Genomic DNA, 22,726 nt, shown 5'->3' with positions numbered 1-22,726 from the left:
GACGGCCGGGGCAGCTCGGCGTCGATGAGCGCGAGCAGCTCGTCGATGCCGGCGCCGGTCCTGGCCGAGACCGTGATGGCGTACTTCTCGTTGCGCAGCAGGCGCTGGAGGACCAGAGGGTCCGCCGCGTCCGCCTTGTTGATCACGACGATCTCGCGGACATTGACCGCGCCGACGTCCCGGATGACCTCACGCACCGCGGCGAGCTGCTCCTCCGGCACCGGGTGGGAGCCGTCCACCACGTGGAGGATGAGATCGGACTCGCCGACCTCCTCCATGGTGGAGCGGAACGCCTCGACGAGGTGGTGCGGCAGATGCCGGACGAATCCGACGGTGTCGGCCAGGGTGTAGATGCGGCCGCTCGGCGTCTCGGCCCGGCGGACGGTCGGATCCAGGGTGGCGAACAGGGCGTTCTCCACCAGCACACCGGCCCCGGTCAGGCGGTTGAGCAGCGAGGACTTGCCCGCGTTGGTGTATCCGGCGATGGCGACGGAGGGCACCTTGTTGCGCTTGCGCTCCTGGCGCTTGATCTCGCGGCCGGTCTTCATCTCCGCGATCTCCCGGCGCATCTTCGCCATCTTCTCGCGGATCCGCCGCCGGTCCGTCTCGATCTTGGTCTCACCGGGACCACGGGTGGCCATGCCGCCACCGCCGCTGGAACCGCCGCCGCCCATCTGCCGGGAGAGCGACTGACCCCAGCCGCGCAGCCTGGGCAGCATGTACTGCATCTGCGCGAGCGAGACCTGCGCCTTGCCCTCGCGGGACTTGGCGTGCTGGGCGAAGATGTCGAGGATCAGGGCGGTCCGGTCGACCACCTTCACCTTGACGACGTCTTCCAGGTGGATCAGCTGGCCGGGGCTCAGCTCACCGTCGCAGACGACGGTGTCGGCACCGGATTCGAGCACGATGTCGCGCAGCTCCAGCGCCTTGCCCGAACCGATGTACGTCGCCGGGTCGGGCTTGTCGCGCCGCTGGTACACCGCGTCCAGCACCTGCGCGCCCGCCGTCTCGGCGAGTGCGGCGAGCTCCGCGAGCGAGATCTCCGCGTCGCGCACCGTCCCCGAGGTCCAGACGCCCACCAGCACCACGCGCTCCAGGCGCAGCTGGCGGTACTCGACCTCGGTGACGTCCTCGAGCTCGGTGGAGAGCCCGGCCACGCGTCGCAGCGCGGCACGCTCGGAGCGGTCCAGCTGGGCGCCGTCCCGGGCTCCGTCGATCTCGTGGCTCCAGGCGACGTCCTCTTCCATCAGGGCGTCGGCCCGGCGGGCCTCGGTGAGGCTCTCGGTGGTGTTCTCCGTGGCGCTCTGCGCGTCCTGCGCGTCCTGGGGAAGGGAAGAAGAGGAGGTCATTGGATCCTTACGTCGATAGAAGTCTTTACGTCAGTCACAACGTGTGATCTTCCCGGATGATTCCCCTCGGGGAACTCCGGTGCGGTCCGCCGCGCGGACGCGTCGATAGTGGCACGGCCCCGCCGGGCCCGTCACGCGGGTTTCGCGCTGCTCCAGTCCGGGTGCCCGGGCATCGGCGGCGTCTTCTTCCCGTACAGCCAGCCGTCGAAGAAGGCGGTCAGGTCCCGTCCGGCGATCCCGGAGGCGAGCCGGGTGAAGTCCGCGGTGGTCGCCGTGGAGTCCCGGTGCACCCGGACCCAGGTGCGTTCCAGCCGGTCGAAGGCGGCCTCGCCGATCTCCTGGCGCAACGCGTAGAGCACCAGGGCGCTGCCGTCGTACATCACCGGGCGGAACAGGCTGAGCTTCTGCCCCGGGGCCGGGCCGTCCGGGTGCGCCGGAGGGCCGCCGTCCGCGCGCCAGCCGTCGGAGAGCTTGTACGCCTGGCGCATGCGCCGCTCCAGGGTTCCGCCGCCGTTCTCCTCGGCGTAGCGGGCCTCGTACCAGCTGGCGTGCCCCTCGTTCAGCCACAGATCGGACCAGCTCGCGGGGGAGACGCTGTTGCCGAACCACTGGTGGGCCAGCTCGTGGATCATCACCGAGTCGACGTACCACTCGGGATAGGCGGGCTCGGTGAAGAAGGACTTCCCGAACAACGACAGCGTCTGGGTCTCCAGGGCGAACCCGATGGGGCTGTCGGCGACGAGCACCCCGTACGTCTCGAAGGGGTAGCGGCCGACCTGCCGCTCCATCCACTCCAGCTGGGCCGGGGTCTTCGTCAGCCAGGGCTCCAGCTTCTTCCGGTCGGCGGCCGGGACGACGTCGCGCACCGGCAGCCCGTGCGGTCCGGTGCGGTGGGCGACGGCGGAGCTGCCGATGGAGACCTGGGCCAGCTCGGTGGCCATGGGGTGTTCGGTGCGGTACGTCCAGGTGGTCGAGGAGCCGTGCCGGGTCTTGCCCACGGGCAGGCCGGCCGCGACCGCCGTCAGCTTGTGCGGGGCGGTGACGCGGAAGGTGAAGTACGCCTTGTCCGAGGGGTGGTCGTTGCTGGGGAAGACGCGGTGGGCGGCGTCGGCCTGGTTGGCCATGGCGAGCCCGTCGGCGGTACGGACCCAGCCGCCGTCGTCCCCGGATCCGCTCGGGTCGCTGGTGTGCCGGACGGTGATGTTCAGCGGTACGCCCGCGGGGAGGCGGCGGGGTGCCTGGAGGACGAGGTCCTCCCTCTTGCTGCCGAAGTCGACGCTCTGCCCGTTGACCTCGACGCCGTGGACGGTGCCCCGGGCGAAGTCGAGGTTGATCCGGTCCAGCGGGGCGGTGGTGCGGGCGCGGATCTTGGTGACGGCGTCCAGGGGCTTGGTGTTGGAGCCGTGGTAGGTGAAGGCGATGTCGTACGCGAGTACGTCGTATCCGGGGTTGCCCAGCTCGGGGAAGAGCCGGTCGCCGATGCCCAGGGGCTCGGCGGCGGGCTGGGCGGCGGCGACGAGGGTGGCCGAGGCGGTCGCCAGCAGGGCGGCGCGCAGGCGGCGGGTCAGGAGCGGCATGGACTACCGCTATCAGCGCCGGGCCGCCCGACCGGGGAGCCGCGCGCCGCGCCACCCGAACGAGGACGAGTGGTGCGGGGCGGCTCAGCCCGTCGGGGCCGGGTGCTGCGCGCGGCTGACGTCGTAGACCCCGGCGACATCGCGCATGGCGCGCATCAGACCGGGAAGACCCGCCGCGTCGGGGAGCTGGAGGGTGTAGGTGTGGCGGACCCGCTGCTCGCTGGGCGGCTCCACGGTGGCGGAGACGATCGCCGCCTCGGCGGTGGCGATGGCCTCGGTGAGGTCGGCCAGCAGCCGGGGGCGGCCGAAGGACTCGGCGACCAGGGTGACCCGGCAGCCCGCCTCGGACTCCCGGCCCCCGGCGTCCGCCCAGCGGGCCCCGACCGGGGCGCGGCCGATGTCCCGCATCTCAGCGGCGGCGGAGCACTCGCGGCGGTGGACGGTGACCGCGCCGCCCCGGACGACGAAGCCGGTCAGCTCGTCGGGGGGCACCGGCGTACAGCAGCCGGCCAGGCGTACCGGCGCGCCCGGCCCCTCGACGACGACGCCCGTGGTCCGCGGGCCGGACCGGGTGCGCGGCGGGGCGGTGGCCCCCGGAGCCTCGCGTTCCGAGGGGGCCGGGGCGTCGGCGGGCTCGCCCTGGGTGCCGGGTCCGGCCGCCTCCACGGTCTCCGGGTCGGGCTTCGCCTCGTCGGGGTGGTCGGTGAGCCAGCCGGTGATCGCGATCCGGGCGGCGGGGGTGCGGACGTGGTCGAGCCAGTCGGGCGAGGGGCCGGAGGCGGTGTCCTGGGCGAGCAGCGGCTGCACGGTGTCGCCGTCGCTGAGGACGGTGCTCAGGGTGGCGAGGCGGCCGTTGACCCGGGCGCCGATGGCGGTGTGGGCCCGGTCGCCGTACTGCGCGTAGGCGGCGTCGACGCAGCTGGCCCCGGCGGGCAGCCCGAGGGTGCCGCCGTCGGTGCGGAACACGGTGATCTCGCGGTCCTGGGCGAGGTCGTCGCGCAGGGTGGTCCAGAAGGTGTCGGGGTCGGTGGCGGACTCCTGCCAGTCCAGCAGCCGGGAGAGCCAGCCGGGCCGGGTCGGGTCGGCGCGCTCGTCGGACGGCTCGGTCTGCGGGGCCGAGGCGTGGTCCTGGGCGTAGGGGTTGCCCAGCGCGACGACGCCCGCCTCGGCGACCTTGTGCATCCGGTGCGTACGGATGAGGACTTCGGCGACGGCGCCCTCGGGGCCGACGACGGCGGTGTGCAGCGACTGGTACAGGTTGAACTTGGGGGCGGCGATGAAGTCCTTGAACTCGGAGATCACCGGGGTGAAGCAGGTGTGCAGCTCGCCGAGGACGGCGTAGCAGTCGGCGTCCTGGGCGACGAGGACGAGCAGCCGGCCGAAGTCGGTGCCGCGTAGTTCGCCGCGTTTCCTGCGGACCCGGTGCACGGAGACGAAGTGGCGTGGCCTGATGAGGACTTCGGCGCTGATGCCGGCGTCGCGCAGGGTGTGCGTCACGTTGCCGGCGATGGTTTCGAGAGGGTCGTCGGGGCCCGTCGCGGCGGCGATCAGTGCGCGGGTCTCCTCGTACTCCTCGGGGTGCAGGATCGCGAAGACCAGGTCCTCCAGCTCGGTCTTGAGCGCCTGCACGCCGAGCCGTTCGGCGAGCGGGATGAGGACGTCCCGGGTGACCTTGGCGATCCTGGCCTGCTTCTCGGGGCGCATCACGCCGAGCGTGCGCATGTTGTGCAGCCGGTCCGCGAGCTTGATCGACATGACGCGGACGTCGTTGCCGGTGGCGACGAGCATCTTGCGGAAGGTCTCCGGTTCGGCGGCGGCGCCGTAGTCGACCTTCTCCAGTTTGGTCACGCCGTCGACGAGATAGCAGACCTCGTCACCGAACTGCTCCTTGACCTGATCGAGCGTCACTTCCGTGTCCTCGACGGTGTCGTGGAGCAGGGAGGCGGTGAGCGTGGTGGTCTCGGCCCCCAGCTCGGCGAGGATCAGGGTGACGGCCAGCGGATGCGTGATGTACGGCTCGCCGCTCTTGCGCATCTGGCCGCGGTGCGAGGACTCCGCGAGGACATAGGCCCGGTGCAGAATGGTCAGGTCGGCGTCGGGGTGGTGCGCGCGGTGCGCCTCGGCGACATGGCCGATGGCGTCGGGCAGCCGGTCGCGGGAGACCGGGCCGCGCAGTGCCACCCGGCCCAGTCTGCGCAGATCGATCCGGGGGCGGCTCCGCCTGCGAAGGGGAGCGCCCGGATCGGCGGCCTCTGCACTCATGGGCACCTCCGGCGACTCGACCGGCGGGGCGAGGGCTGGATGCGCCTCGGGGCCGGTGCTTGATGCTATCGAGCCCACCACGTGGCGCAGTCCAGCTCTCGCCCAGCGTGAAACGGATCACCCATTCGAGCGAAGCCCGGACCGATCACCGTTTCGAGCGAGCAGTGCCTCAGAGGGCGGCGAGCCGTTCCGTACGAGGCGTCAAGCCATTCCTCAGGCGGTTTCGAGCCAGGACGGCTCGATGACGCCTTCGGCGACGATCACGGCGGGCCCGGTCATGTCGACCGCGCCGTCGGGGTGCTCGGTGATGACGAGGGTGCCGCCGGGGAGGTCCACCCGGTACGTGACGGGGAGGCCGGTCGCGGCGGGGTCGGCGCCGTCCCTGCGGGCGGTGGCGACGGCGACCGCGCAGGCTCCGGTGCCGCACGAGCGGGTCTCGCCGGAGCCGCGCTCGTGGACGCGCATGCCGACGTGGCGCGGGCCCCGGTCGACGACGAATTCGACGTTGACGCCCTCGGGGTAGACGGCCTCGGGCGCGATGGGCGGGGCGGCGAGCAGGTCGCCGGCGTGGTCCAGGTCGTCGACGAAGGCGACCGCGTGCGGGTTGCCCATGTTGACGTTGCGGGCGGGCCAGCTGCGGCCGCCGACCGTCACCGTGACGCTCGCCTCGGGCAGCAGGGCGCGTCCCATGGAGACGGTGATGTCGCCGTTCTTGGCGAGGTGCACGCGCTTGGGGCCGCCCCGGGTGGCGACGGTGAGGTCGCCCTCCTCGACGAGGCCGGCGCGCTGGAGGTAGTGGGCGAAGACACGCACGCCGTTGCCGCACATCTCGGCGATCGAGCCGTCCGCGTTGCGGTAGTCCATGAACCACTCGGCCCCGTCCGCCATGGACCGCGCCTCGGGGTGCGCGGCGGAGCGCACGACGTGCAGCAATCCGTCGCCGCCGATGCCGGCCCGGCGGTCGCAGAGCCGGGCGACCAGGGCCGCGGGCAGCGTGAGGGAGTTGTCCGGGTCCGGGACGATCACGAAGTCGTTCTCGGTGCCGTGACCCTTGAGGAAGGCGATCTGCGAGGTGCTCACACGCCAACTGTACGAGGCGGCGCCGACAGCCCGCACGAGCGGCCCGGCCGTGCGAGAGCCCCGTACGCGCCTCGCTGCGTCGCCGTCGGCGCAGAGGGCCGCCCACGGGCGCGTCGAGGGCTCGTCGCGCGGGTCCGCGGCCGTCAGCGCAGGCGGGCCACGCGCCAGACGGCGAGGGCCACCAGGGCGAGGCCGGTCACGGCGTACAGCGCGATCACCCGCCAGTCGGGGCGGTCGCCCGAACCGCGGGAGGGCAGTCCGGGCCAGGTGTGCCCGACGCGGCGGGCCGCCATCATGCCCCAGCCGGCCGCGCAGCAGCTGATCAGGAGCCCCAGCATGGCGACGATGGCGCCACCGTCACCGAACTCGAAGGCGAGCGGGAAGGCGAACATCAGGGAGCCGACCGCGGCCAGCATGACGATGGGGGCGAGCTGCCAGATCCGCAGCTTGCCGGTGGGCCGCAGCTCGACCTCGACCTCGGGGGTCACGTCCTGCTCGTCGGGCCCGTCGGGGCTCAGTCGTCCCGCGGTCTCCCGCGGTGACGGCACGTCGTGCTCTGTGTCGCGCTGCTCCGTGTCGCGAGGGCCGGCCTCCATCGCCACGCGCCCTCCCAACTCGGACTCCACTGGTGGATCGATGCTCGATGATGGCACGGTCGCGGGCGCCGAATTGACGGGCGGAGCTTCCCGATGCCATCACGTGATCAGGCTGTGACCGCTCGTTCGACCAACGTCAGCGCCCGGTGCGGGAGTTCCCCCCGGTCACGGTGTCCGCCGCCGAGCCACACGACACGCGGGTCGCGGCGGAACCACGAGTCCTGACGGCGGGCGAAGCGCTTCGTGGCGCGCACGGTCTCGGCCCGCGCATCGTCCTCGCCGCACTCCCCCGCGAGCGCCGCGAGGATCTGCTGGTAGCCGAGGGCCCGGGAGGCGGTGAGGCCCTCACGCAGCCCGGACGCCTCCAGGGCGCGCACCTCGTCCATGAGCCCGGCCTCCCACATCCGGTCGACGCGCAGGGCGATGCGCTCGTCGAGTTCGGGGCGGTCCACGTCGACGCCGATCTGGACGGCGTCGTAGACCGGCTCGTCGCCGGGAAGGTTGGCGGTGAAGGGCTTGCCGGTGATCTCGATGACTTCGAGGGCGCGGACGATACGGCGGCCGTTGCTCGCCAGGATGGACCGGGCGGCTTCCGGGTCGGCGGCGGCGAGCCGCGCGTGCAGGACGCCGGAGCCGCGCTCGGCCAGCTCCGCTTCGAGGCGGGCGCGCACCTCGGGGTCCGTACCGGGGAACTCCAGGGCGTCGATGGCGCCCTTCACGTACAGCCCGGAACCGCCGACCAGGATCGGCGTACGCCCCTCGGCGAGCAGCCGGTCGATCTCCCGGCGGGCCAGGCGCTGGTACTCCGCGACGCTGGCGGCCTCGGTGACGTCCCAGATGTCCAGCAGGTGGTGCGGCACGCCGTCGCGCTCGGGGAGCGTCAGCTTGGCGGTGCCGATGTCCATGCCCCGGTAGAGCTGCATGGAATCGGCGTTGATCACCTCGCCGCCGAGCCGTTGGGCGAGAAAGACCCCCAGATCCGATTTTCCGGCCGCTGTGGGGCCTACGACGGTGATGACGCGGGGGGCGGGAGGGCGAGGGGTCACCGGGACAGTCTCCCAAATATCCGGGCCCTCCCTAACACACCGGGTGTCGACAGGGGCACGGCCGAGCACGGAGAGCGACGGCAAGGATGCGCCACGGAAGCGCCGAAGGGCGAGTAAGAACGGCAGGAACGGACAGGTGACGGACAATGGGGGCGGGAGAACGCTCCCGCGACGACAGTCCTCACTGCACGGAAGGTGACCCAATGGGGTTCCTGGACAACCTGAAGGCCAAGCTGGGGCCGGCCAAGGACAAGGTCGGCGACCTCGCGCAGCAGCACGGGGGCAAGATCGAGCAGGGCCTCGACAAGGCCGCGCGCACGGTCGACCAGAAGACCAAGGGCAAGTACAGCGACAAGATCGACTCGGGTACGCGCAAGGCCAAGGAGGCCGTGGACAAGCTGGGGCAGAAGGACGGCGGCACGCCTGGAACCCCCGGCACTCCGGGTACACCTGGTACCCCCGGCGCTCCGGGTACGCCCGGGAGCACCCCTGGCAACACGCCTCCTCCGCCGCCGGTCCGTTCAGGACCTGCGTGTTCAGAACCGGTCTGGACCTGCCTGTCGGAAGGAACCGGCCTGGACCTGACCGCCAGAACCGGTCTCTTCAGGACCAGGCGGCGACGGTGTAGCCCACGCCGTAGGGGGCGTCCTCGTACAGCAGGCGACCGGCGAGCCCTGCCTCCCTCGCGGCGCCGCCCAGCAGCTGCCAGGAGGCCCGCCCCGCCGCCTTCAGTTCGTGGGCGAGCGTCGCGTCGAGCGCGGCGATGGCGTCCAGGTCCGCGGAGCCGAGCGCCTCGGTGGCCCGGGCGTCGAACGCGGCGGCCCGCTCGTCGAGGTAACCGGGCGCCTTGAGGGTGCGGCAGGCGCTGCCGTCGCCCATCACCAGGAGCGCGACCCGGTCGGTGCGTGCGGCGACGGCGCGGCCGGCCTCCGCGCAGTCCACCGGGGCCGCGGTCTGCAGAAAGGCGAGCCCTTCCACGGGAGCGGCCGCCCAGCGGGCCCGGCCGAGCAGCCAGGCGCCCACCGTGAGGGACTGCGGCAGCGGGCGGCCCGCCGTCGTGTCCCCGTCGGGTGCGTGCCCGAGCGTCACGTCGAGGTCCACGCCGATGCCCCGGAAGGAACCGTGCGCGCCGGGCGGGTAGGGCCCGACGGTCGGGTGCGCGCCCGGCTCGGACGGCTCGTCGCCGGGCCCCACGACGACGAGCAGGTCCGGTCGCGCGGCGGCGAGCACGCCCACGGCGTCGAGGCACGCGTCCCGTGCGGCGTCGAGCTCGGGGGCGGCCCCGGCGGCGACCTCGGGCACCAGGAGCGGCGGGCAGGGGCACACGGCGGCGGCGACAAGCATGCCGGTCAGCGTACTGCCGGGGGCCGGGAGCCGAGGCCGGAGGTGCCCAGGCCTGGGCCGGGTGCCCAGGCCGGAGGCCCGGGAACCGAGCCCTCAGCCGATGCCGCAGGCCGGGGCCGTGGCCGCCGGGAGCGGGTCCGGGGCGCCGATGCCGGGGAGACCCAGCATCACTCCGGCAGGCTTGGCGGCGGCCTCCGTGGTGCGCTTCTCCCATGCGTCGCCCGCGCGGGTGGACCGTACGGCGAGCGGCGTGCCCTCGGCGAGCAGGTGGTGCGGGGCGGCGTAGGTGATCTCGACGGTCACCACGTCGCCCGGGCGCACGGCCTTCTCGGGCGGGGTGAAGTGGACCAGCCGGTTGTCGGGGGCGCGGCCGGAGAGGCGCTGCGTGGCGCCGTCCTTGCGGCCCTCGCCCTCCGCGACCATGACGTCCAGGGTGCGGCCGACCTGTTTCTTGTTCTCGTCCCAGGAGATCTGCTCCTGGAGGGCGGACAGGCGCATGTACCGCTCCTGGACGACCTCCTTGGGGATCTGGCCGTCCATGTCGGCGGCGGGTGTCCCGGGCCGCTTCGAGTACTGGAACGTGAACGCGTTGGCGAACCGCGCCTCGCGGACCGCGTGCATCGTCTGCTCGAAGTCCTCCTCGGTCTCGCCGGGGAAGCCCACGATGATGTCGGTGGAGATGGCGGCGTCCGGCATGGCGGCGCGCACCTTCTCGATGATCCCCAGGAAGCGTTCCTGGCGGTAGGAGCGACGCATCGCCTTCAGGATGGTGTCCGAGCCGGACTGCATCGGCATGTGGAGTTGCGGCATCACGTTGGGCGTCTCGGCCATGGCGGCGATGACGTCGTCGGTGAAGTCGCGGGGGTGCGGCGAGGTGAAGCGGACGCGCTCCAGGCCCTCGATCTTCCCGCAGGCGCGCAGCAGCTTGGAGAAGGCCTCGCGGTCGCCGATGTCGGAGCCGTACGCGTTCACGTTCTGGCCGAGCAGGGTGATCTCGGAGACGCCCTCGGCGACCAGGGCCTCGATCTCGGCCAGGATGTCGCCGGTACGGCGGTCCTTCTCCTTGCCGCGCAGGGCCGGGACGATGCAGAAGGTGCAGGTGTTGTTGCAGCCGACGGAGATGGAGACCCACGCGGCGTAGGCGGACTCGCGGCGGGTGGGCAGCGTGGAGGGGAAGGCCTCCAGGGACTCGGCGATCTCGATCTGCGCCTCTTCCTGGATGCGGGCGCGCTCCAGGAGGACCGGCAGCTTGCCGATGTTGTGGGTGCCGAAGACCACGTCGACCCAGGGGGCCCGTTTGACGATGGTGTCGCGGTCCTTCTGCGCGAGACAGCCGCCGACCGCGATCTGCATCCCGGGGCGCTTGGTCTTCATGGGCGCGAGGCGGCCGAGGTTCCCGTACAGCTTGTTGTCGGCGTTCTCCCGTACCGCGCAGGTGTTGAAGACGACGACGTCGGCGTCGCCGTCGGAGCCTTCGGGGGCGCGGACGTAACCGGCGCCCTCCAGGAGACCCGACAGCCGTTCGGAGTCGTGGACGTTCATCTGGCACCCGTAGGTGCGCACCTCGTAGCTCTTCTGGACGTCCACTGCTTCGCTCCGGTTGCCGCTGCTCATGGGACAAGGGTAGGCGGTTGCCCGGCGGCTCCTTCCCGTCCCCCGGCCAGGCTTCCGCCGACGCGCCCGCTGTGGCCCGGGCCTCACGGGGAAGCCTGGTCAGGTGGGCGGGTGAGCTGGCAGGATCGCGCGCATGTTCCACGCTCTGTCCCGATTCGGCCGCCGGCGCACCCTGCAGACGGGCGCCGTCCTCGCGGTCGTGCTCGGGCTGCTCGTGTGGTGGCTGCAGCCCCAGGGCGACGAGGGGGATCCGAGCGGTCCGCTCACCTTCTCCACCGGCGTGCCCAGCGGCGTCTACCAGCGGTACGGGGAGCGGCTGGAGGGCGCGCTCGCCAAGGACATGCCGGAGGTGTCCATACGGCTGCGGACCAGCGAGGGGTCGCAGCAGAACCTCGCCCGGGTGGCGACGGGCGAGGCGGACTTCACCATCGCGACCGCCGACGCCGTGGCCACCTATCTGCGCGACGGCAGGCCGGGGGCCCAGCGGCTGCGCGGCTGCGTCCGGCTGTACGACGACTACGTCCAGCTGGTCGTCCCCCGCGACTCCGACATCCAGAAGGCCTCGGACCTGCGGGGCAAGCGGGTGGGCGTCGGCCAGGAGGGTTCCGGGGTGCGGCTGGTCGCGGACCGGCTGCTGACGGCGGCGGGGCTCGACCCGGCCGAGGACATCACACCGGTGCCGGTGGGCATCGACACCATGCCCGTACGGCTGACGCAGGGCCGGCTCGACGCCTTCTTCTGGTCGGGCGGGCTGCCGACCGCGGCCGTGCAGGAGCTGTCGGAGCGCTTCGAGATCCGGCTGGTGCCGCTGGAGGCCGGCCTGGTCGCGAAGCTGCAGGCGTCGACCGGTCCCACCCGCTTCTACCGGTCGGCCATGATGCCCGCCGACGCCTATCCGCAGGCCCAACAGGGTCAGGCGGTGCCCACGGTCGCCGTCGCCAACCTGCTCGTCACGACGGACCGTACGGACGCGGCCATGACCGAGGCCTTCACCCGGACGGTGATCAACACCCGGGACCGGATCGGCCGCGAGGTCCACTCGGCGCAGCTGGTGGATCTGCGGACGGCGATCTACACGGATCCGCTGGACGTGCACGACGGGGCGAAGGACTACTACCGCTCGGTGAAGCCCTGAAGTCCTCAAGTCCTGAAGTCCTCAAGTCCTGGAGTCCTCAAGTCCTGGAGTCCTGAAGCCCTGACGGCTCCTCGTCGGGAGTGCGGTGTCCCCCCGCCCGTGGATCTCAGCCGGCCTGCCGTTCGCGGGGCACCGAGACGGTCACCCGGAGGCCGTGCGGTGCGTGGTGCTCGTACGCGATCGAGCCGCCGCCCGCAGCGAGCAGCACCCTCGAGATGGAGAGGCCGAGGCCCGACCCGCTGACGTTCTGGTGGCGGGTGCTGCGCCAGAAGCGGTCCCCGACGCGTTCCAGCTCCGCTTCCGTGAGGCCGGGCCCCCGGTCGGCGACCACGACGGTCGTCGCGTGGGTTCCGGCGGTGACCGTGACGGTGACGTCCTCGCCGGCGGGGGTGAACTTCAGGGCGTTGTCGATCACCGCGTCCAGTGCGCTGGAGAGCGCCACGGGGTCGGCCCACGCGGTGGCCGCCGGGGCTCCGTCCAGGGTGAGCCGCACGCCCTCCCGGTCCGCCATCGGGCGCCAGGAGGCGACCCGCTCGGCGGTGAGCGGGACGATGTCGATCAGCTGGAGGTCCGCCTCGGCGTGCTCGGCCAGCGCGAGGTCCAGGAGGTCGTCGAGGACCCGGGCCAGCCGCTTGCCCTCGGTGCGTACGGCGGCGATCTCCTCGCTGTCCTCGGGCAGTTCCAGGGCGAGCAGCTCGATGCGCAGAAGCAGCGCGGCGAGCGGGTTGCGGAGCTGGTGCGAGGCGTCGGCGACGAAGGCGCGCTGCTGTTCCAGCACGTCCTCGACGTTGTCCGCCATCTCGTTGAAGGAGCGGGCCAGGTGTCTGAGTTCCGGCGGCCCGGCGGAGGCGGCGACGCGGGAGCGCATACGGCCGCCGGCGATGTCGCGGGTGGCCGCGTCCAGGGTCCGTACGGGCAGCAGCACCCAGCCGGTGAGCCGGACCGCCGCGCCGACCGCCACCAGCAGGGCCAGGGCTTCGCCGAGGCCGATGAACAGCCAGGTCCGCAGGGTCCGGGAGCGCATCTCGCCGGTGGGCGAGTCGATGACGACCACGGCGACGACGTCGCCGTCGCGCACCACGGGCGAGGCGACGACGACGCGGCCGTCGCGCCAGGGCCAGACCTGTGGCGGGTCGTGCGAGCGGCGGCCGAGCAGCGCCTCGTTGAACGCCGTGCGCCCCTCGCCCTCGACGGGCAGGGTCCAGAAGCCGGGGGCCTTGGCCAGGGCCCGGTCGTCCCGGAAGAAGACGCCGGCGCGGATGTCGTACACCGAGGCGTAGACCTCCAGGTCGGTCTGGAGGGTGCGGCGGCGCTCCTCGCTGTCCGGGGAGGTGTCGGTGATGGACTGCGCGAGGGCGGCGAAGCGTGCGGTGTCGTCGATCCGGTCGATCACCAGGCGCTGCTGCTCGGCGGCGGCGACGCTGATCGCGAGCGGGATGCCGAGGGTGACCAGGACGGCGGCCATCAGGACGATGAGCAGCGGGAGCAGGCGGGAGCGCACCGGGAGACGTACCCGCCGGTTACGCGGACGGCGCGACGAGCCGGTAGCCGACGCCCCGCACGGTCTCGATCAGGGCGGGCAGCCGCAGCTTGGAGCGCAGGGAGGCGACGTGGACCTCCAGGGTGCGTCCGGTCCCCTCCCAGCTGGTGCGCCAGACCTCGCTGATGATCTGCTCGCGGCGGAAGACGACGCCGGGGCGCTGGGCGAGGAGGGCCAGCAGGTCGAACTCCTTGCGGGTGAGCTGGACTTCCTCGCCGTTCACGCTGACCCGTCGGGTCGGCAGCTCGATGGCGACCGGTCCGAGGCGCAGGGCGGCGACGGGGGTCGGCGCGGTGTCCTCGCCGCTGGAGGTGCGCCGGGCGACCGCGTGGATACGGGCGAGCAGCTCGCCGGTGTCGTACGGCTTGGTGACGTAGTCGTCCGCGCCGAGGTTGAGTCCGTGGATGCGCGAGCGCACGTCGGCGCGGGCGGTGACCATGATGACGGGGGTCGCGGTGCGCTTGCGGATCTTGCCGCACACCTCGTAGCCGTCCTGGTCGGGCAGGCCGAGGTCGAGCAGGATCACCCCGAAGGGCTCCTTCTCGGCGGGCAGCAGCGCGCGCAGCGCCTCTTCGCCGTTGCGGGCGTGCTTCACCTGGAATCCGTGCCGGGCGAGCACGGCGGACAGGGCCGCCGCGACATGGTCGTCGTCCTCGACGAGCAGCAGTCTCATGGCCCTCCTCTCCGTGTCTCCCGGGGCCGTCCGGCTCCTCGGGCTCATGGGTGCAACCGTTGCACGGTGTCACCGGGTGTTATCTCACGTCCCACCCTGTTCCACCCGGGAGATTTTCCTGGTGGTCTCCCGTTCATCGACGCTTCGCGTCGACCTCGCACAAGGCATCCACGCCGATGAACGGCACACCAGTCAAGAGTCTGCCGGTTACAGCAGGGTTTCCGTTATGCACCCGGTACGCCCCCGGGGTGGCGCGTGGCGTCCTGTTCACGCGGAGTGTCCGGTTGCCGCCGGATCGTTATGCTCAATTTCCGCTCAGATGTAATGACGTTGGTAGCACTGCGTCATTAGTGTCCTTCTTCAACCGAGGAGGACGGAGCAAGAAGCCGATGAGCGGAGTTTCAGTGACCAAGGACGCCGAGGATGCCGCGCCCGCGGCGAACGACCTGGTCGTACTGAGCGACGTCAACAAGCACTTCGGCGCGCTGCATGTGCTCCAGGACATCGACCTGACCATCGCCCCTGGCGAGGTCGTGGTCGTCATCGGGCCTTCCGGGTCCGGCAAGTCCACGCTGTGCCGCACGATCAACCGCTTGGAGACGATCGATTCGGGAGCGATCTCGATCGACGGCAAGCCCCTGCCCCAGGAGGGCAAGGAGCTGGCCAGGCTGCGTGCCGACGTGGGCATGGTCTTCCAGTCGTTCAATCTCTTCGCACACAAGACGGTGCTGGAGAACGTCATGCTGGGCCAGATCAAGGTCCGCAAGGCCGACAAGAAGGCGGCGGAGGAGAAGGCCCGGACCCTGCTCGACCGGGTGGGCGTCGGCGTACAGGCCGACAAGTACCCGGCGCAGCTCTCCGGTGGCCAGCAGCAACGCGTCGCGATCGCACGAGCCTTGGCGATGGACCCGAAGGTCATGCTCTTCGACGAGCCCACGTCGGCGCTCGACCCGGAGATGATCAACGAGGTCCTCGAAGTCATGCAGCAGCTGGCCAGGGACGGGATGACGATGATCGTCGTCACCCACGAGATGGGCTTCGCCCGTTCCGCCGCCAACCGCGTCGTGTTCATGGCGGACGGGAAGATCGTCGAAGAGGCGACCCCCGACCAGTTCTTCAGCAACCCGCGCAGCGACCGGGCCAAGGACTTCCTGTCGAAGATCCTTCACCACTGACGACAACGACCTCCGACCTAAGGATTGTTCACATGAAGCTCCGCAAGTCGGCCGCCGTCGCGGCCATCGCCGTCCTCGCCCTGACCGCGACCGCGTGTGGTGGCAAGGAGGGCTCCGCCGGTGACAAACCGGGCGGCACCCAGCCGGGCGCCTCCGGCGCCCCCGAGCTGCCCAAGTACACCGCCGCCACGGACGTCTCCCTCGACTCCCCGGTCTTCAAGAAGGCCAAGGAGCGCGGCAAGCTGGTCATCGGCGCCAAGGCCGACCAGCCGTACCTCGGCTTCGAGGACCAGGCGACCAAGGAGCGCTCGGGCTTCGACATCGAGATCGCCAGGATGGTCGCGGCCGACCTCGGCTTCTCGGAGAAGCAGATCGAGTGGAAGACGGTCGACTCCGGCGTCCGTGAGACGGCCATCTCCAAGGGCCAGGTCGACTACTACGTCGGCACCTACACGATCAACGACGAGCGTAAGAAGCAGGTCGGCTTCGCCGGTCCGTACTACAAGGCCGGCGCGGACCTCCTGGTGCGCGAGGACGAGAAGTCGATCACCGGCAAGGACTCGGTGAAGGGCAAGAAGGTCTGCTCGATCGTCGGCTCCACGCCGCTGCAGGAGATCAAGAAGCCCGAGTACGGCGCGAGCGTCGTGGAGCTGGCCAAGTACTCCGACTGCGTGCAGCAGCTGCTGACCAAGCAGGTCGACGCCGTCACCACCGACGACTCGATCCTCAAGGGCTACGCCGCGGCCAACAAGGGCAAGCTCAAGGTCGTCGGCAAGCCGTTCACCGACGAGCCCTACGGCGTCGGCCTGAACAAGGACGACAAGGTGCTCCGCGAGGCCATCAGCAAGTCGCTGGAGGACCGCGTCAAGGACGGCACGTACAAGAAGATCTACGAGGCCACCCTCGGCCTGTCCGGCTCGGACTTCGTCGACCCGCCGGCCATCGAGCGTTACTGACGCCCCCGGGCGCCCGGCACTGTCGGGCGCCCCGGTGCCGACCCCCGTCACGCCGCCCCGCGAGTGACCCGGGCGTCCCGTACGCCGCCGCCGTCCGCCTCTCCCCGGGGACGGCGGGTGTAGGGGGCGCTCCTTCCCCTGCCCCGATGCCGATGACCGCCGACGCGGAGACCTCATGAACGTACTGCTCGACAATTTCCCAGCGTTCCGCGACGGCTTCATAGGAACTGTGTCGATCACCGCCGTCAGCTCGCTGATCGCCCTGGTTCTCGGTGTCGTCGTCGCGGGATTCCGCGTCTCGCCGGTGCCGCCGCTGCGGTACTTCGGCACCGCGTGGGTGACGCTGATGCGCAACACCCCGCTGACGCTGCTCTTCCTGATCTTCTTCTTCGTGGTGCCGGAGATCCTCTTCCCGGGGATGAGCCCGTTTGTCCTCGGCTCCCTGGCCCTCGGCTTCTACACCTCGTCCTTCGTCTGCGAGGCGGTCCGCTCCGGCATCAACACCGTGCCGCTGGGACAGGCGGAGGCCGCGCGCTCGGTCGGCATGACGTTCGCCCAGACGCTCAAGATCGTGGTGCTCCCCCAGGCGACGCGGACGGTGATCCCGCCGCTGAGCAGCATCTTCATCGCACTGACGAAGAACTCCGCGATCGCCGGCGCCTTCAGCAACACCGAACTCTTCGGCTGGCAGAAGCTGATGAGTGACAAGGGGTACGACATCGTCCCCGTCTTCATCTGGGTGGCCCTCGGCTACCTGGTCGTCACGTTTACCATCAGCGGCCTCTTCCGGCTGCTGGAGCGTCGTATGGAGGTCGCCCGATGAGCGCCAGCGTTCTCTACGACTCCCCGGGCCCCAAGGCCGTCGTCCGCAACCGGATCTACGCCGTCGTCGGCAGCCTCGCCATCGCGGCGCTGATCGTCGTCAGCCTGATGCGCCTGGCCGACAAGGGCCACCTGGCGCCGGAGATGTGGGACATCTTCAACTACTCGGGTATCCGGCAGAACATCGCCGATGCCGTGGTCGCCACGCTCAAGGCCTTCGGACTGGCCGCGATCGGCTCGCTGGTCCTCGGTGTGCTGCTCGCGGTGGGCCGGCTCTCCGACCACCAGCCGATCCGCTGGGCGGCGACCGCCTTCATCGAGCTGTTCCGCTCGCTGCCGCTGCTGATCACCATCTACGCGATCTGGGTCGGCTTCCTCACCGACTACTCGATGTGGGCGCTGGCGGCGGGCCTGTCCATCTACAACGGCTGTGTGCAGGCCGAGGTGCTGCGGGCCGGGGTCAACTCGGTCCCCAAGGGCCAGAGCGAGGCCGCGTACGCGCTCGGTATGAGCAAGACGCAGGTCATGACGACCGTTCTGATGCCGCAGGCGGTCCGGTCCATGCTGCCGACGATCATCAGCCAGCTCGTGGTGACGCTCAAGGACACCTCGCTGGGCTTCATCATCCTGTACCCGGAGCTGCTCCAGACCGCGCGTCTGATCGCCTCCAACACACAGGTGAACGGCATCTACCCCTACGTCTCCACGACCATCGTCGTCGGCACGATCTACATCGCGATGTGTCTGCTGCTCTCGGCGCTGGCGACGTGGATCGAGAAGCGCGGCCGCCGGGCCAAGACCGGCATCAAGGTCGCGCCCGGTGTCCAGACCCCGAGTATCCCGATGGTGGGTGCGGTTCCCGACTCGGGCGGGGGGGGCGCGGGGGGCGCGGGCCCGACGGCCGACGGTGCTGCTGGGGCCGGTGTGTCGAAGGACTGACCTCCCTGGGGGCCTCCCGGCCCCTCACACCAGGAGCATTCGAGGCAGCGGCGCACGCGTCGCTGCCTCGGTCACTTGACGCAAGCACCACCAGTGGGTTGCATACGTTCTGTGATCACGCACCCGGCTACCTCTGCCACGTTCCGCATGACCGTACGGGCCGGAGGATACGCGCCGTGGACCCGGTGATCGTCGTCGGCGCCGGGCCCGTCGGCCTGACGCTGTCGCTGGCCCTCGCCGCCCAGGGCGTCCCCTCGATCGTCCTCGACGAGGGCCCCGGCACGGAGGAGCCCCGTCCCGCCCGCACGGTCGTGCTGCGCGAGGACACCGCCGACCTGGTGGGCCGGCTCGGCTGCCGGGAGCTGGACCGGGTCGGGCTGCGTTGGGCAGGCTGGCGCTCGATGCGCCGCAAGCAGCTGGTCCGGGACGTGCCGCTGAGCGGGGGCCGGGCGGACGAGGACGGCGAGCCGCTGTCCGGGCTCCTTCCCTCGCCGCTGCACCTGCCGCAGCACGAGCTGAGTGATGCACTGCGGGCGGCGGTGGACAAGGACGCGCTGGTCCAGCTGGTGCCGATGAGCCGGATCGACACGCTGGAGCAGGACCCCGGCGGCATCACCGTGCACACGAGGGAGCCGGGAGCGACCTGGTGGCGCGGGAGTTATCTGGTCGGCTGCGACGGCGCCCGGTCGACCGTGCGCAACCTGCTGGACATCCGGTTCCCCGGTCGTACGTCGGTGGAACGGCATGCCGTAGCCGCACTCCGGGCCGAACTGCCCTGGCCCGACGAGGCCGTGCTGCACCGGCAGCCTCCCTGGCGGACCGGGGGCGCCGAGGTCTCCGCCCGACCGCTGCCGGACGGCGTCTGGCGGCTGGACTGGCTGCTGCCGCCGCGCGGTGACCTGGTCACCCCCGAGGCGCTGGTCGCCCGCATCCGGGACACCCTGGCCGGCTGGTGCGGCGAGACCCCGGCGTACGAACTGCTGGACACCGGCGTCCACACACTCCACCACCGGCTCGCCCGGCGCTGGCGCAAGCAGCGCGCGTTCCTCGCGGGGGACGCGGCGCACCTGTTGGGCGCGGTGGGTACCCAGGGGCTCGACGAGGGGATCCGGGACGCGGAGAACCTGGCCTGGAAGCTGGCCCAGGCCTGGCACCACGGCCCGGCCGAGCAGCTGCTCGACAGCTACCAGGCGGAGCGCCGGGCCGCGGTTGCCGCCCGGTTGCGCGCCGCCGATCAGTCGCTGCCGATACTGCGCGGCGGAGGCGGTCTGCGGACCCTGGTCCCGGGCACCGCACGCGGGCACGACACCCTGCTCGCGGACGGCCATCTGGGCCGCGGAGCACTGGGTGCGCCCCCTTCGTACTCGCACTCCCCCCTTTCACCTCCGCACGCCGAGGCGCACACCGCGGTCGGTACGCCCCCCGGTGCGCCGGTCGCCGATGTGACGGTGACGGCGCCGGACGGGACGACGGGGCGGCTGCGGGAGCGGCTCGGGCAGGGCCATCCACTCGTGATCCTGGTCGCCCCGGGGACCGGGGTCTGGGACCGGCGGCACTGGCAGTCCGCGGGCATCATGCCCCGCCTCACGGACGCCGTGGCGGCACTCCCGGGGATGACGGAGCTGCTGGTCACCGAGAGCTACCCGGGAGCATCGGCCCATACCGTCCTGCTGGTCAGGCCGGACGGGCACCTGGTGGCGGCCTTCGGCGGCGTACGGCCGGCGGAGCTGCTCACCGCGGCGCAGGCGGCGCTGGGCGGTGCGCCCCGTGGTGCGCGGGAGCGAGCGGAAGCGGAGGAGGGCGGGAGCGAGGAGCGGCCCCGGGCGCGGGTGCACGCCGACGGGACCGCCGGACACCGCTGACCGCCGGCCCGTCGTCCGCCGCACCTGTGCGTCCGCTGTACGTCCGCGGCGGACGCACATTGACCGTTACAGGCACGCGTGGTGTACTCCAGATCATGACCGACACCGATGTGCGCCTGTGGCGGAGGGTCCATATGGACCTCGTCCGTTACGCGGGCTGCGTGTGTCGCCCGTCCTGCTGAATCGCCTCCCTCCGCCGGTCCGTGCCGCTTTCCGCACGGCCGGGATCCCGCGCGAACTCTCAGGACGGTCCTCGTGTCTTCCCCTCGCTCCGCCGTACCCACGGCCGCCTCCGTGCCTTCTCCTTCCGCTGCCGTTCCTTCCGTCGCCGTTCATTCCACCCCTGCGCCCTCCCCTGCCGCGCCGACGGTCGCGGAGCTGCTGGACTTCGTCCGCCGCACCGCCCGGGACGAGGCGCTCATCGCCTCGTTGCCCCTCGACCCGGAGGGCCGAACCTGGATCCGACTCGACGGCCCCGGCGGCAGCGAAGCCTGGCTGATCGGCTGGCCGCCCGGCACCGGCACGGGCTGGCACGATCACGCCGACTCGATCGGCGCGTTCACCACGGCTGCCGGCGCCCTCAAGGAGCACTCGCTGGCCGTGCGGCTGCCCACCGACGGCTGGAAGACCCTGGAGCTGACGGAGGGGGTGGACCGGTCGAGGGAGTTGACGACCAGTCAGGGCAGGGCCTTCGGGCAGAACCACGTGCATGAGGTCCTCAACGAGTCAGAGGACGTGCATGCAATCTCCGTCCACGCCTACTACCCGCCGCTCCCCCGGATCCGCCGGTTCAGCCGCACCGGTGCGGTGCTCCGGCTGGAGCAGACCGAGAGCCCGGAGGACTGGCAGTGAGCGAGAACGGGAGCACGAACGGCAACGGCAACACGAAAGCGAGCGGGAACGGGGCCCTGCCGAACGCACCTGTCCCGGTGGGCATCGACGAGCTGCTGGAGCGGGTTCGGGCCGGCTATGACCGGATCGACCCCCGCGAAGCCGCCGCGGCGGCGGAGGCGGGAGCCCTGCTGGTGGACATCCGGTACGCGGCGCTCCGCGACCGGGACGGACTGATCCCGGGCGCGCTGGTCGTCGAACGCAACGAGCTGGAGTGGCGACTTGACCCGCAGGGCAGCCACCGCGCGCCCGAGGCGGTCGGCCATGACCTCCCGGTCGTCGTCATCTGCAACGAGGGTTACGCCTCCAGCCTCGCGGTCGCCTCGCTGCGGCAGCTGGGACTGCAGCGGGCCACCGATCTGATCGGCGGCTTCCAGGCGTGGCGCGCGGCCGGCCTCCCGGTCACCTCTCCGCCCGAGGCCTGAGCTCGGGGCCCGGGCATCTGTCCGGGGCCCGTGCGCCCCCGCCCGCGACGCCGGGGGCGGCCACACACCCGAACGCCACGTTCCACTGGAGCATTCGCCGTGCGCGACCGACATTCGCCTCACACAGAGGCGAAATGTACGGAGATGGCACGTTATGGCGAACGCAGTCCTCACCCCCGACCAGCTCGACGGCCAGGCCTCCCGGCTGCACGACACCCAGGCGTGGCAGCAGATCGTCACGGGCTGGGAGCACACCGCCGCCAAGCCCGGGCTCACCCCGGCGGAACCGACGTCCGCACGGCCCACGAACCCTGCGGAACCGGCCCCCGCATCCACCCCGGTGCCCGCAGCGCCCGCGGCGCCCGCCGACTGGCGGAGCCTGCTGTCCGTACCCGTGGACCGGCTGATCGACGACACCCTGCGGACGCTGCCCGCGTCTGCCCCGCACGAGCGTCCCCTGCCCGGACGGCTGGGTGCGATGCTGCCCGACCGCGTCCACCTCTGGCGGCGGGTCGGGCAGGGTGACGTGCGCCCCTCGACCCACCTCGGCTACGCACGGCAGATCCTGGCCGAGTGGGGCTGGCAGAACACCCCCTACCGGCTGCGGAACGCGCGTGGCGCGCGCTGTGTCTGCGGCGCCCTGATCTCCGCGCACCGCCTCGGCTACGGCTCTCTCGACACCGTGGACCGGGCCGGCGCCTGGCTGATCACGGAGCTGCGCGCGCAGGGGTGGCCGGGGCTGATCGGCCCCTGGAACCGTCACCCCGGCCGCACCGCGGCCGACGCCCTGGCCCTCGTGGACGCCACCATCCGCCGGGCGTCCCTGGCCGGACAGTAGCGCCCGGCAAGGACTGACGTCGGAGGACCGACGTCAGAAAGGCTCGTCCAAGCCCTCCGTGTCCTCGCCCTCCTCCTCCAGCGCCTGACGCACCACCCGTAGGGCCATGCCCTCCCCGTATCCCTTGCGCGCGAGCATCCCCGCCAGTCGGCGCAGCCGCTTGTCCCGGTCCAGGCCCCGGGTGGAGCGGAGCTTGCGAGCCACGAGCTCGCGCGCCGTCTCCTCCTCCTGGTCCGGGTCGAGCTGCCCGACCGCCTCGTCGATCACGGCGGAGTCGACGCCCTTCGTCCGCAGCTCACGGACGAGGGCGCGGCGCGCGAGCCCCCGGCCGTGGTGCCGGGACTCCACCCATGCCCCGGCGAACGCCGCGTCATCGATCAGCCCGACGTCCTCGAAGCGCGCGAGCACTTCCTCGGCCGCCTCGTCCGGGATCTCCCGCTTGCGCAGGGCGTCCGCGAGCTGCTTGCGCGTTCGCGGCGTCCCGGTGAGCAGCCGCAGGCAGATGTTGCGCGCCTGCTCGACCGGATCACGCGGCTCCCCCTTCTCGGCCGGCGCCGCGGCAGGGGGGCCGCCGGCGCAGGTGGCGGGGCGGGCCCGGCGGG

21 protein-coding genes and 1 pseudogene are annotated in these 22,726 nt (G+C 71.8%); 11 read left to right on the top strand and 11 right to left on the bottom strand.

Annotated elements, in window-relative coordinates; genetic code table 11:
- The 6 genes from hflX to miaA all read right to left on the bottom strand — a co-directional run.
- On the bottom strand, window positions 1–1,349 hold a 1,349-nt coding region (gene hflX, locus JS521_RS20420), incomplete at its 3' end, for a GTPase HflX (RefSeq protein ID WP_205084418.1).
- 131 nt (window positions 1,350–1,480) lie between these two features.
- Window positions 1,481–2,926, bottom strand: coding sequence for a M1 family metallopeptidase (locus tag JS521_RS20415; protein ID WP_205084417.1), 1,446 nt, complete (start codon window positions 2,924–2,926; stop codon window positions 1,481–1,483).
- An 84-nt stretch (window positions 2,927–3,010) separates the two neighbouring features.
- A complete protein-coding gene (locus JS521_RS20410; RefSeq protein WP_205084416.1) occupies window positions 3,011–5,188 on the bottom strand; it encodes a RelA/SpoT family protein in 2,178 nt (725 codons plus the stop codon).
- Window positions 5,189–5,401: 213 nt separating this feature from the next.
- On the bottom strand, window positions 5,402–6,268 hold the full coding sequence (gene dapF, locus JS521_RS20405; protein ID WP_205084415.1) for a diaminopimelate epimerase: 867 nt from the start codon (window positions 6,266–6,268) through the stop codon (window positions 5,402–5,404).
- Window positions 6,269–6,411: 143 nt separating this feature from the next.
- The gene (locus JS521_RS20400) at window positions 6,412–6,864 is read right to left on the bottom strand and encodes a hypothetical protein (protein WP_205084419.1); all 453 of its coding nucleotides are present in this window, start codon (window positions 6,862–6,864) and stop codon (window positions 6,412–6,414) included.
- Window positions 6,865–6,971: 107 nt separating this feature from the next.
- Window positions 6,972–7,910, bottom strand: a complete 939-nt coding sequence (miaA, locus tag JS521_RS20395; RefSeq protein WP_205084414.1) for a tRNA (adenosine(37)-N6)-dimethylallyltransferase MiaA — start codon at window positions 7,908–7,910, stop codon at window positions 6,972–6,974.
- A gap of 203 nt (window positions 7,911–8,113) precedes the next feature.
- On the opposite strand from miaA, the pseudogene JS521_RS20390 reads away from it, so the two are divergent.
- Window positions 8,114–8,425, top strand: a pseudogene (locus JS521_RS20390) (antitoxin); the annotation flags it as partial.
- A gap of 88 nt (window positions 8,426–8,513) precedes the next feature.
- On the opposite strand, the gene JS521_RS20385 reads toward JS521_RS20390, so the two are convergent.
- Complete coding sequence (locus tag JS521_RS20385; protein WP_205084413.1) at window positions 8,514–9,254, bottom strand: class III extradiol dioxygenase subunit B-like domain-containing protein; 741 nt, start codon at window positions 9,252–9,254, stop codon at window positions 8,514–8,516.
- A 93-nt stretch (window positions 9,255–9,347) separates the two neighbouring features.
- Complete coding sequence (miaB, locus tag JS521_RS20380) at window positions 9,348–10,868, bottom strand: tRNA (N6-isopentenyl adenosine(37)-C2)-methylthiotransferase MiaB (protein ID WP_205084412.1); 1,521 nt, start codon at window positions 10,866–10,868, stop codon at window positions 9,348–9,350.
- 133 nt (window positions 10,869–11,001) lie between these two features.
- Here miaB and JS521_RS20375 point away from each other — a divergent pair, with 133 nt between their 5' ends.
- Window positions 11,002–12,003 carry a TAXI family TRAP transporter solute-binding subunit gene (locus tag JS521_RS20375; protein ID WP_205084411.1) on the top strand — a complete coding sequence of 334 codons (1,002 nt, stop codon included), beginning with the start codon at window positions 11,002–11,004 and terminating at the stop codon, window positions 12,001–12,003.
- A 106-nt stretch (window positions 12,004–12,109) separates the two neighbouring features.
- Here the strand turns inward: JS521_RS20375 and JS521_RS20370 are convergent, their stop codons facing one another.
- Complete coding sequence (locus JS521_RS20370) at window positions 12,110–13,504, bottom strand: sensor histidine kinase (RefSeq protein ID WP_205084410.1); 1,395 nt, start codon at window positions 13,502–13,504, stop codon at window positions 12,110–12,112.
- Window positions 13,505–13,523: 19 nt separating this feature from the next.
- Entirely contained in the window at window positions 13,524–14,216 is a 693-nt protein-coding gene (locus tag JS521_RS20365) for a response regulator transcription factor (RefSeq protein WP_205084409.1), read from the bottom strand.
- 389 nt (window positions 14,217–14,605) lie between these two features.
- Between JS521_RS20365 and JS521_RS20360 the strand changes: the two genes are divergently transcribed.
- The 9 genes from JS521_RS20360 to JS521_RS20325 all read left to right on the top strand — a co-directional run bounded on the left by JS521_RS20360 (window position 14,606) and on the right by JS521_RS20325 (window position 22,124).
- Window positions 14,606–15,391 (top strand): amino acid ABC transporter ATP-binding protein, encoded by a 786-nt coding sequence (locus tag JS521_RS20360; protein WP_205084408.1) that lies wholly within the window; start codon window positions 14,606–14,608, stop codon window positions 15,389–15,391.
- Between the two features lie 32 nt (window positions 15,392–15,423).
- Window positions 15,424–16,347: a glutamate ABC transporter substrate-binding protein gene (locus JS521_RS20355; protein WP_205084407.1), complete on the top strand. Its 924-nt coding sequence runs from the start codon at window positions 15,424–15,426 to the stop codon at window positions 16,345–16,347.
- Between the two features lie 175 nt (window positions 16,348–16,522).
- Entirely contained in the window at window positions 16,523–17,170 is a 648-nt protein-coding gene (locus tag JS521_RS20350; RefSeq protein WP_205084406.1) for an amino acid ABC transporter permease, read from the top strand.
- On the top strand, window positions 17,167–18,108 hold the full coding sequence (locus JS521_RS20345) for an amino acid ABC transporter permease (RefSeq protein WP_205084405.1): 942 nt from the start codon (window positions 17,167–17,169) through the stop codon (window positions 18,106–18,108). Before JS521_RS20350 ends, JS521_RS20345 begins: the two co-directional genes overlap by 4 nt.
- A gap of 176 nt (window positions 18,109–18,284) precedes the next feature.
- Window positions 18,285–19,970: an FAD-dependent monooxygenase gene (locus JS521_RS20340; RefSeq protein ID WP_205084404.1), complete on the top strand. Its 1,686-nt coding sequence runs from the start codon at window positions 18,285–18,287 to the stop codon at window positions 19,968–19,970.
- A 95-nt stretch (window positions 19,971–20,065) separates the two neighbouring features.
- A complete protein-coding gene (locus JS521_RS37530) occupies window positions 20,066–20,152 on the top strand; it encodes a putative leader peptide (protein WP_311605579.1) in 87 nt (28 codons plus the stop codon).
- A 73-nt stretch (window positions 20,153–20,225) separates the two neighbouring features.
- Window positions 20,226–20,822 (top strand): cysteine dioxygenase, encoded by a 597-nt coding sequence (locus JS521_RS20335; RefSeq protein WP_205084403.1) that lies wholly within the window; start codon window positions 20,226–20,228, stop codon window positions 20,820–20,822.
- 56 nt (window positions 20,823–20,878) lie between these two features.
- A complete protein-coding gene (locus tag JS521_RS20330) occupies window positions 20,879–21,286 on the top strand; it encodes a rhodanese-like domain-containing protein (protein ID WP_239487571.1) in 408 nt (135 codons plus the stop codon).
- Window positions 21,287–21,440: 154 nt separating this feature from the next.
- Window positions 21,441–22,124 carry a DUF6197 family protein gene (locus tag JS521_RS20325; protein ID WP_205084401.1) on the top strand — a complete coding sequence of 228 codons (684 nt, stop codon included), beginning with the start codon at window positions 21,441–21,443 and terminating at the stop codon, window positions 22,122–22,124.
- A 33-nt stretch (window positions 22,125–22,157) separates the two neighbouring features.
- Here JS521_RS20325 and recX read toward each other — a convergent pair.
- On the bottom strand, window positions 22,158–22,726 hold a 569-nt coding region (gene recX / locus JS521_RS20320; protein ID WP_205084400.1), incomplete at its 5' end, for a recombination regulator RecX.

Origin of the sequence: Streptomyces durocortorensis (assembly GCF_016901035.1) — a bacterium.
Taxonomy (GTDB): Bacteria; Actinomycetota; Actinomycetes; order Streptomycetales; family Streptomycetaceae; genus Streptomyces; species Streptomyces durocortorensis.
This window is presented reverse-complemented; position numbering and strand designations above follow the sequence as displayed.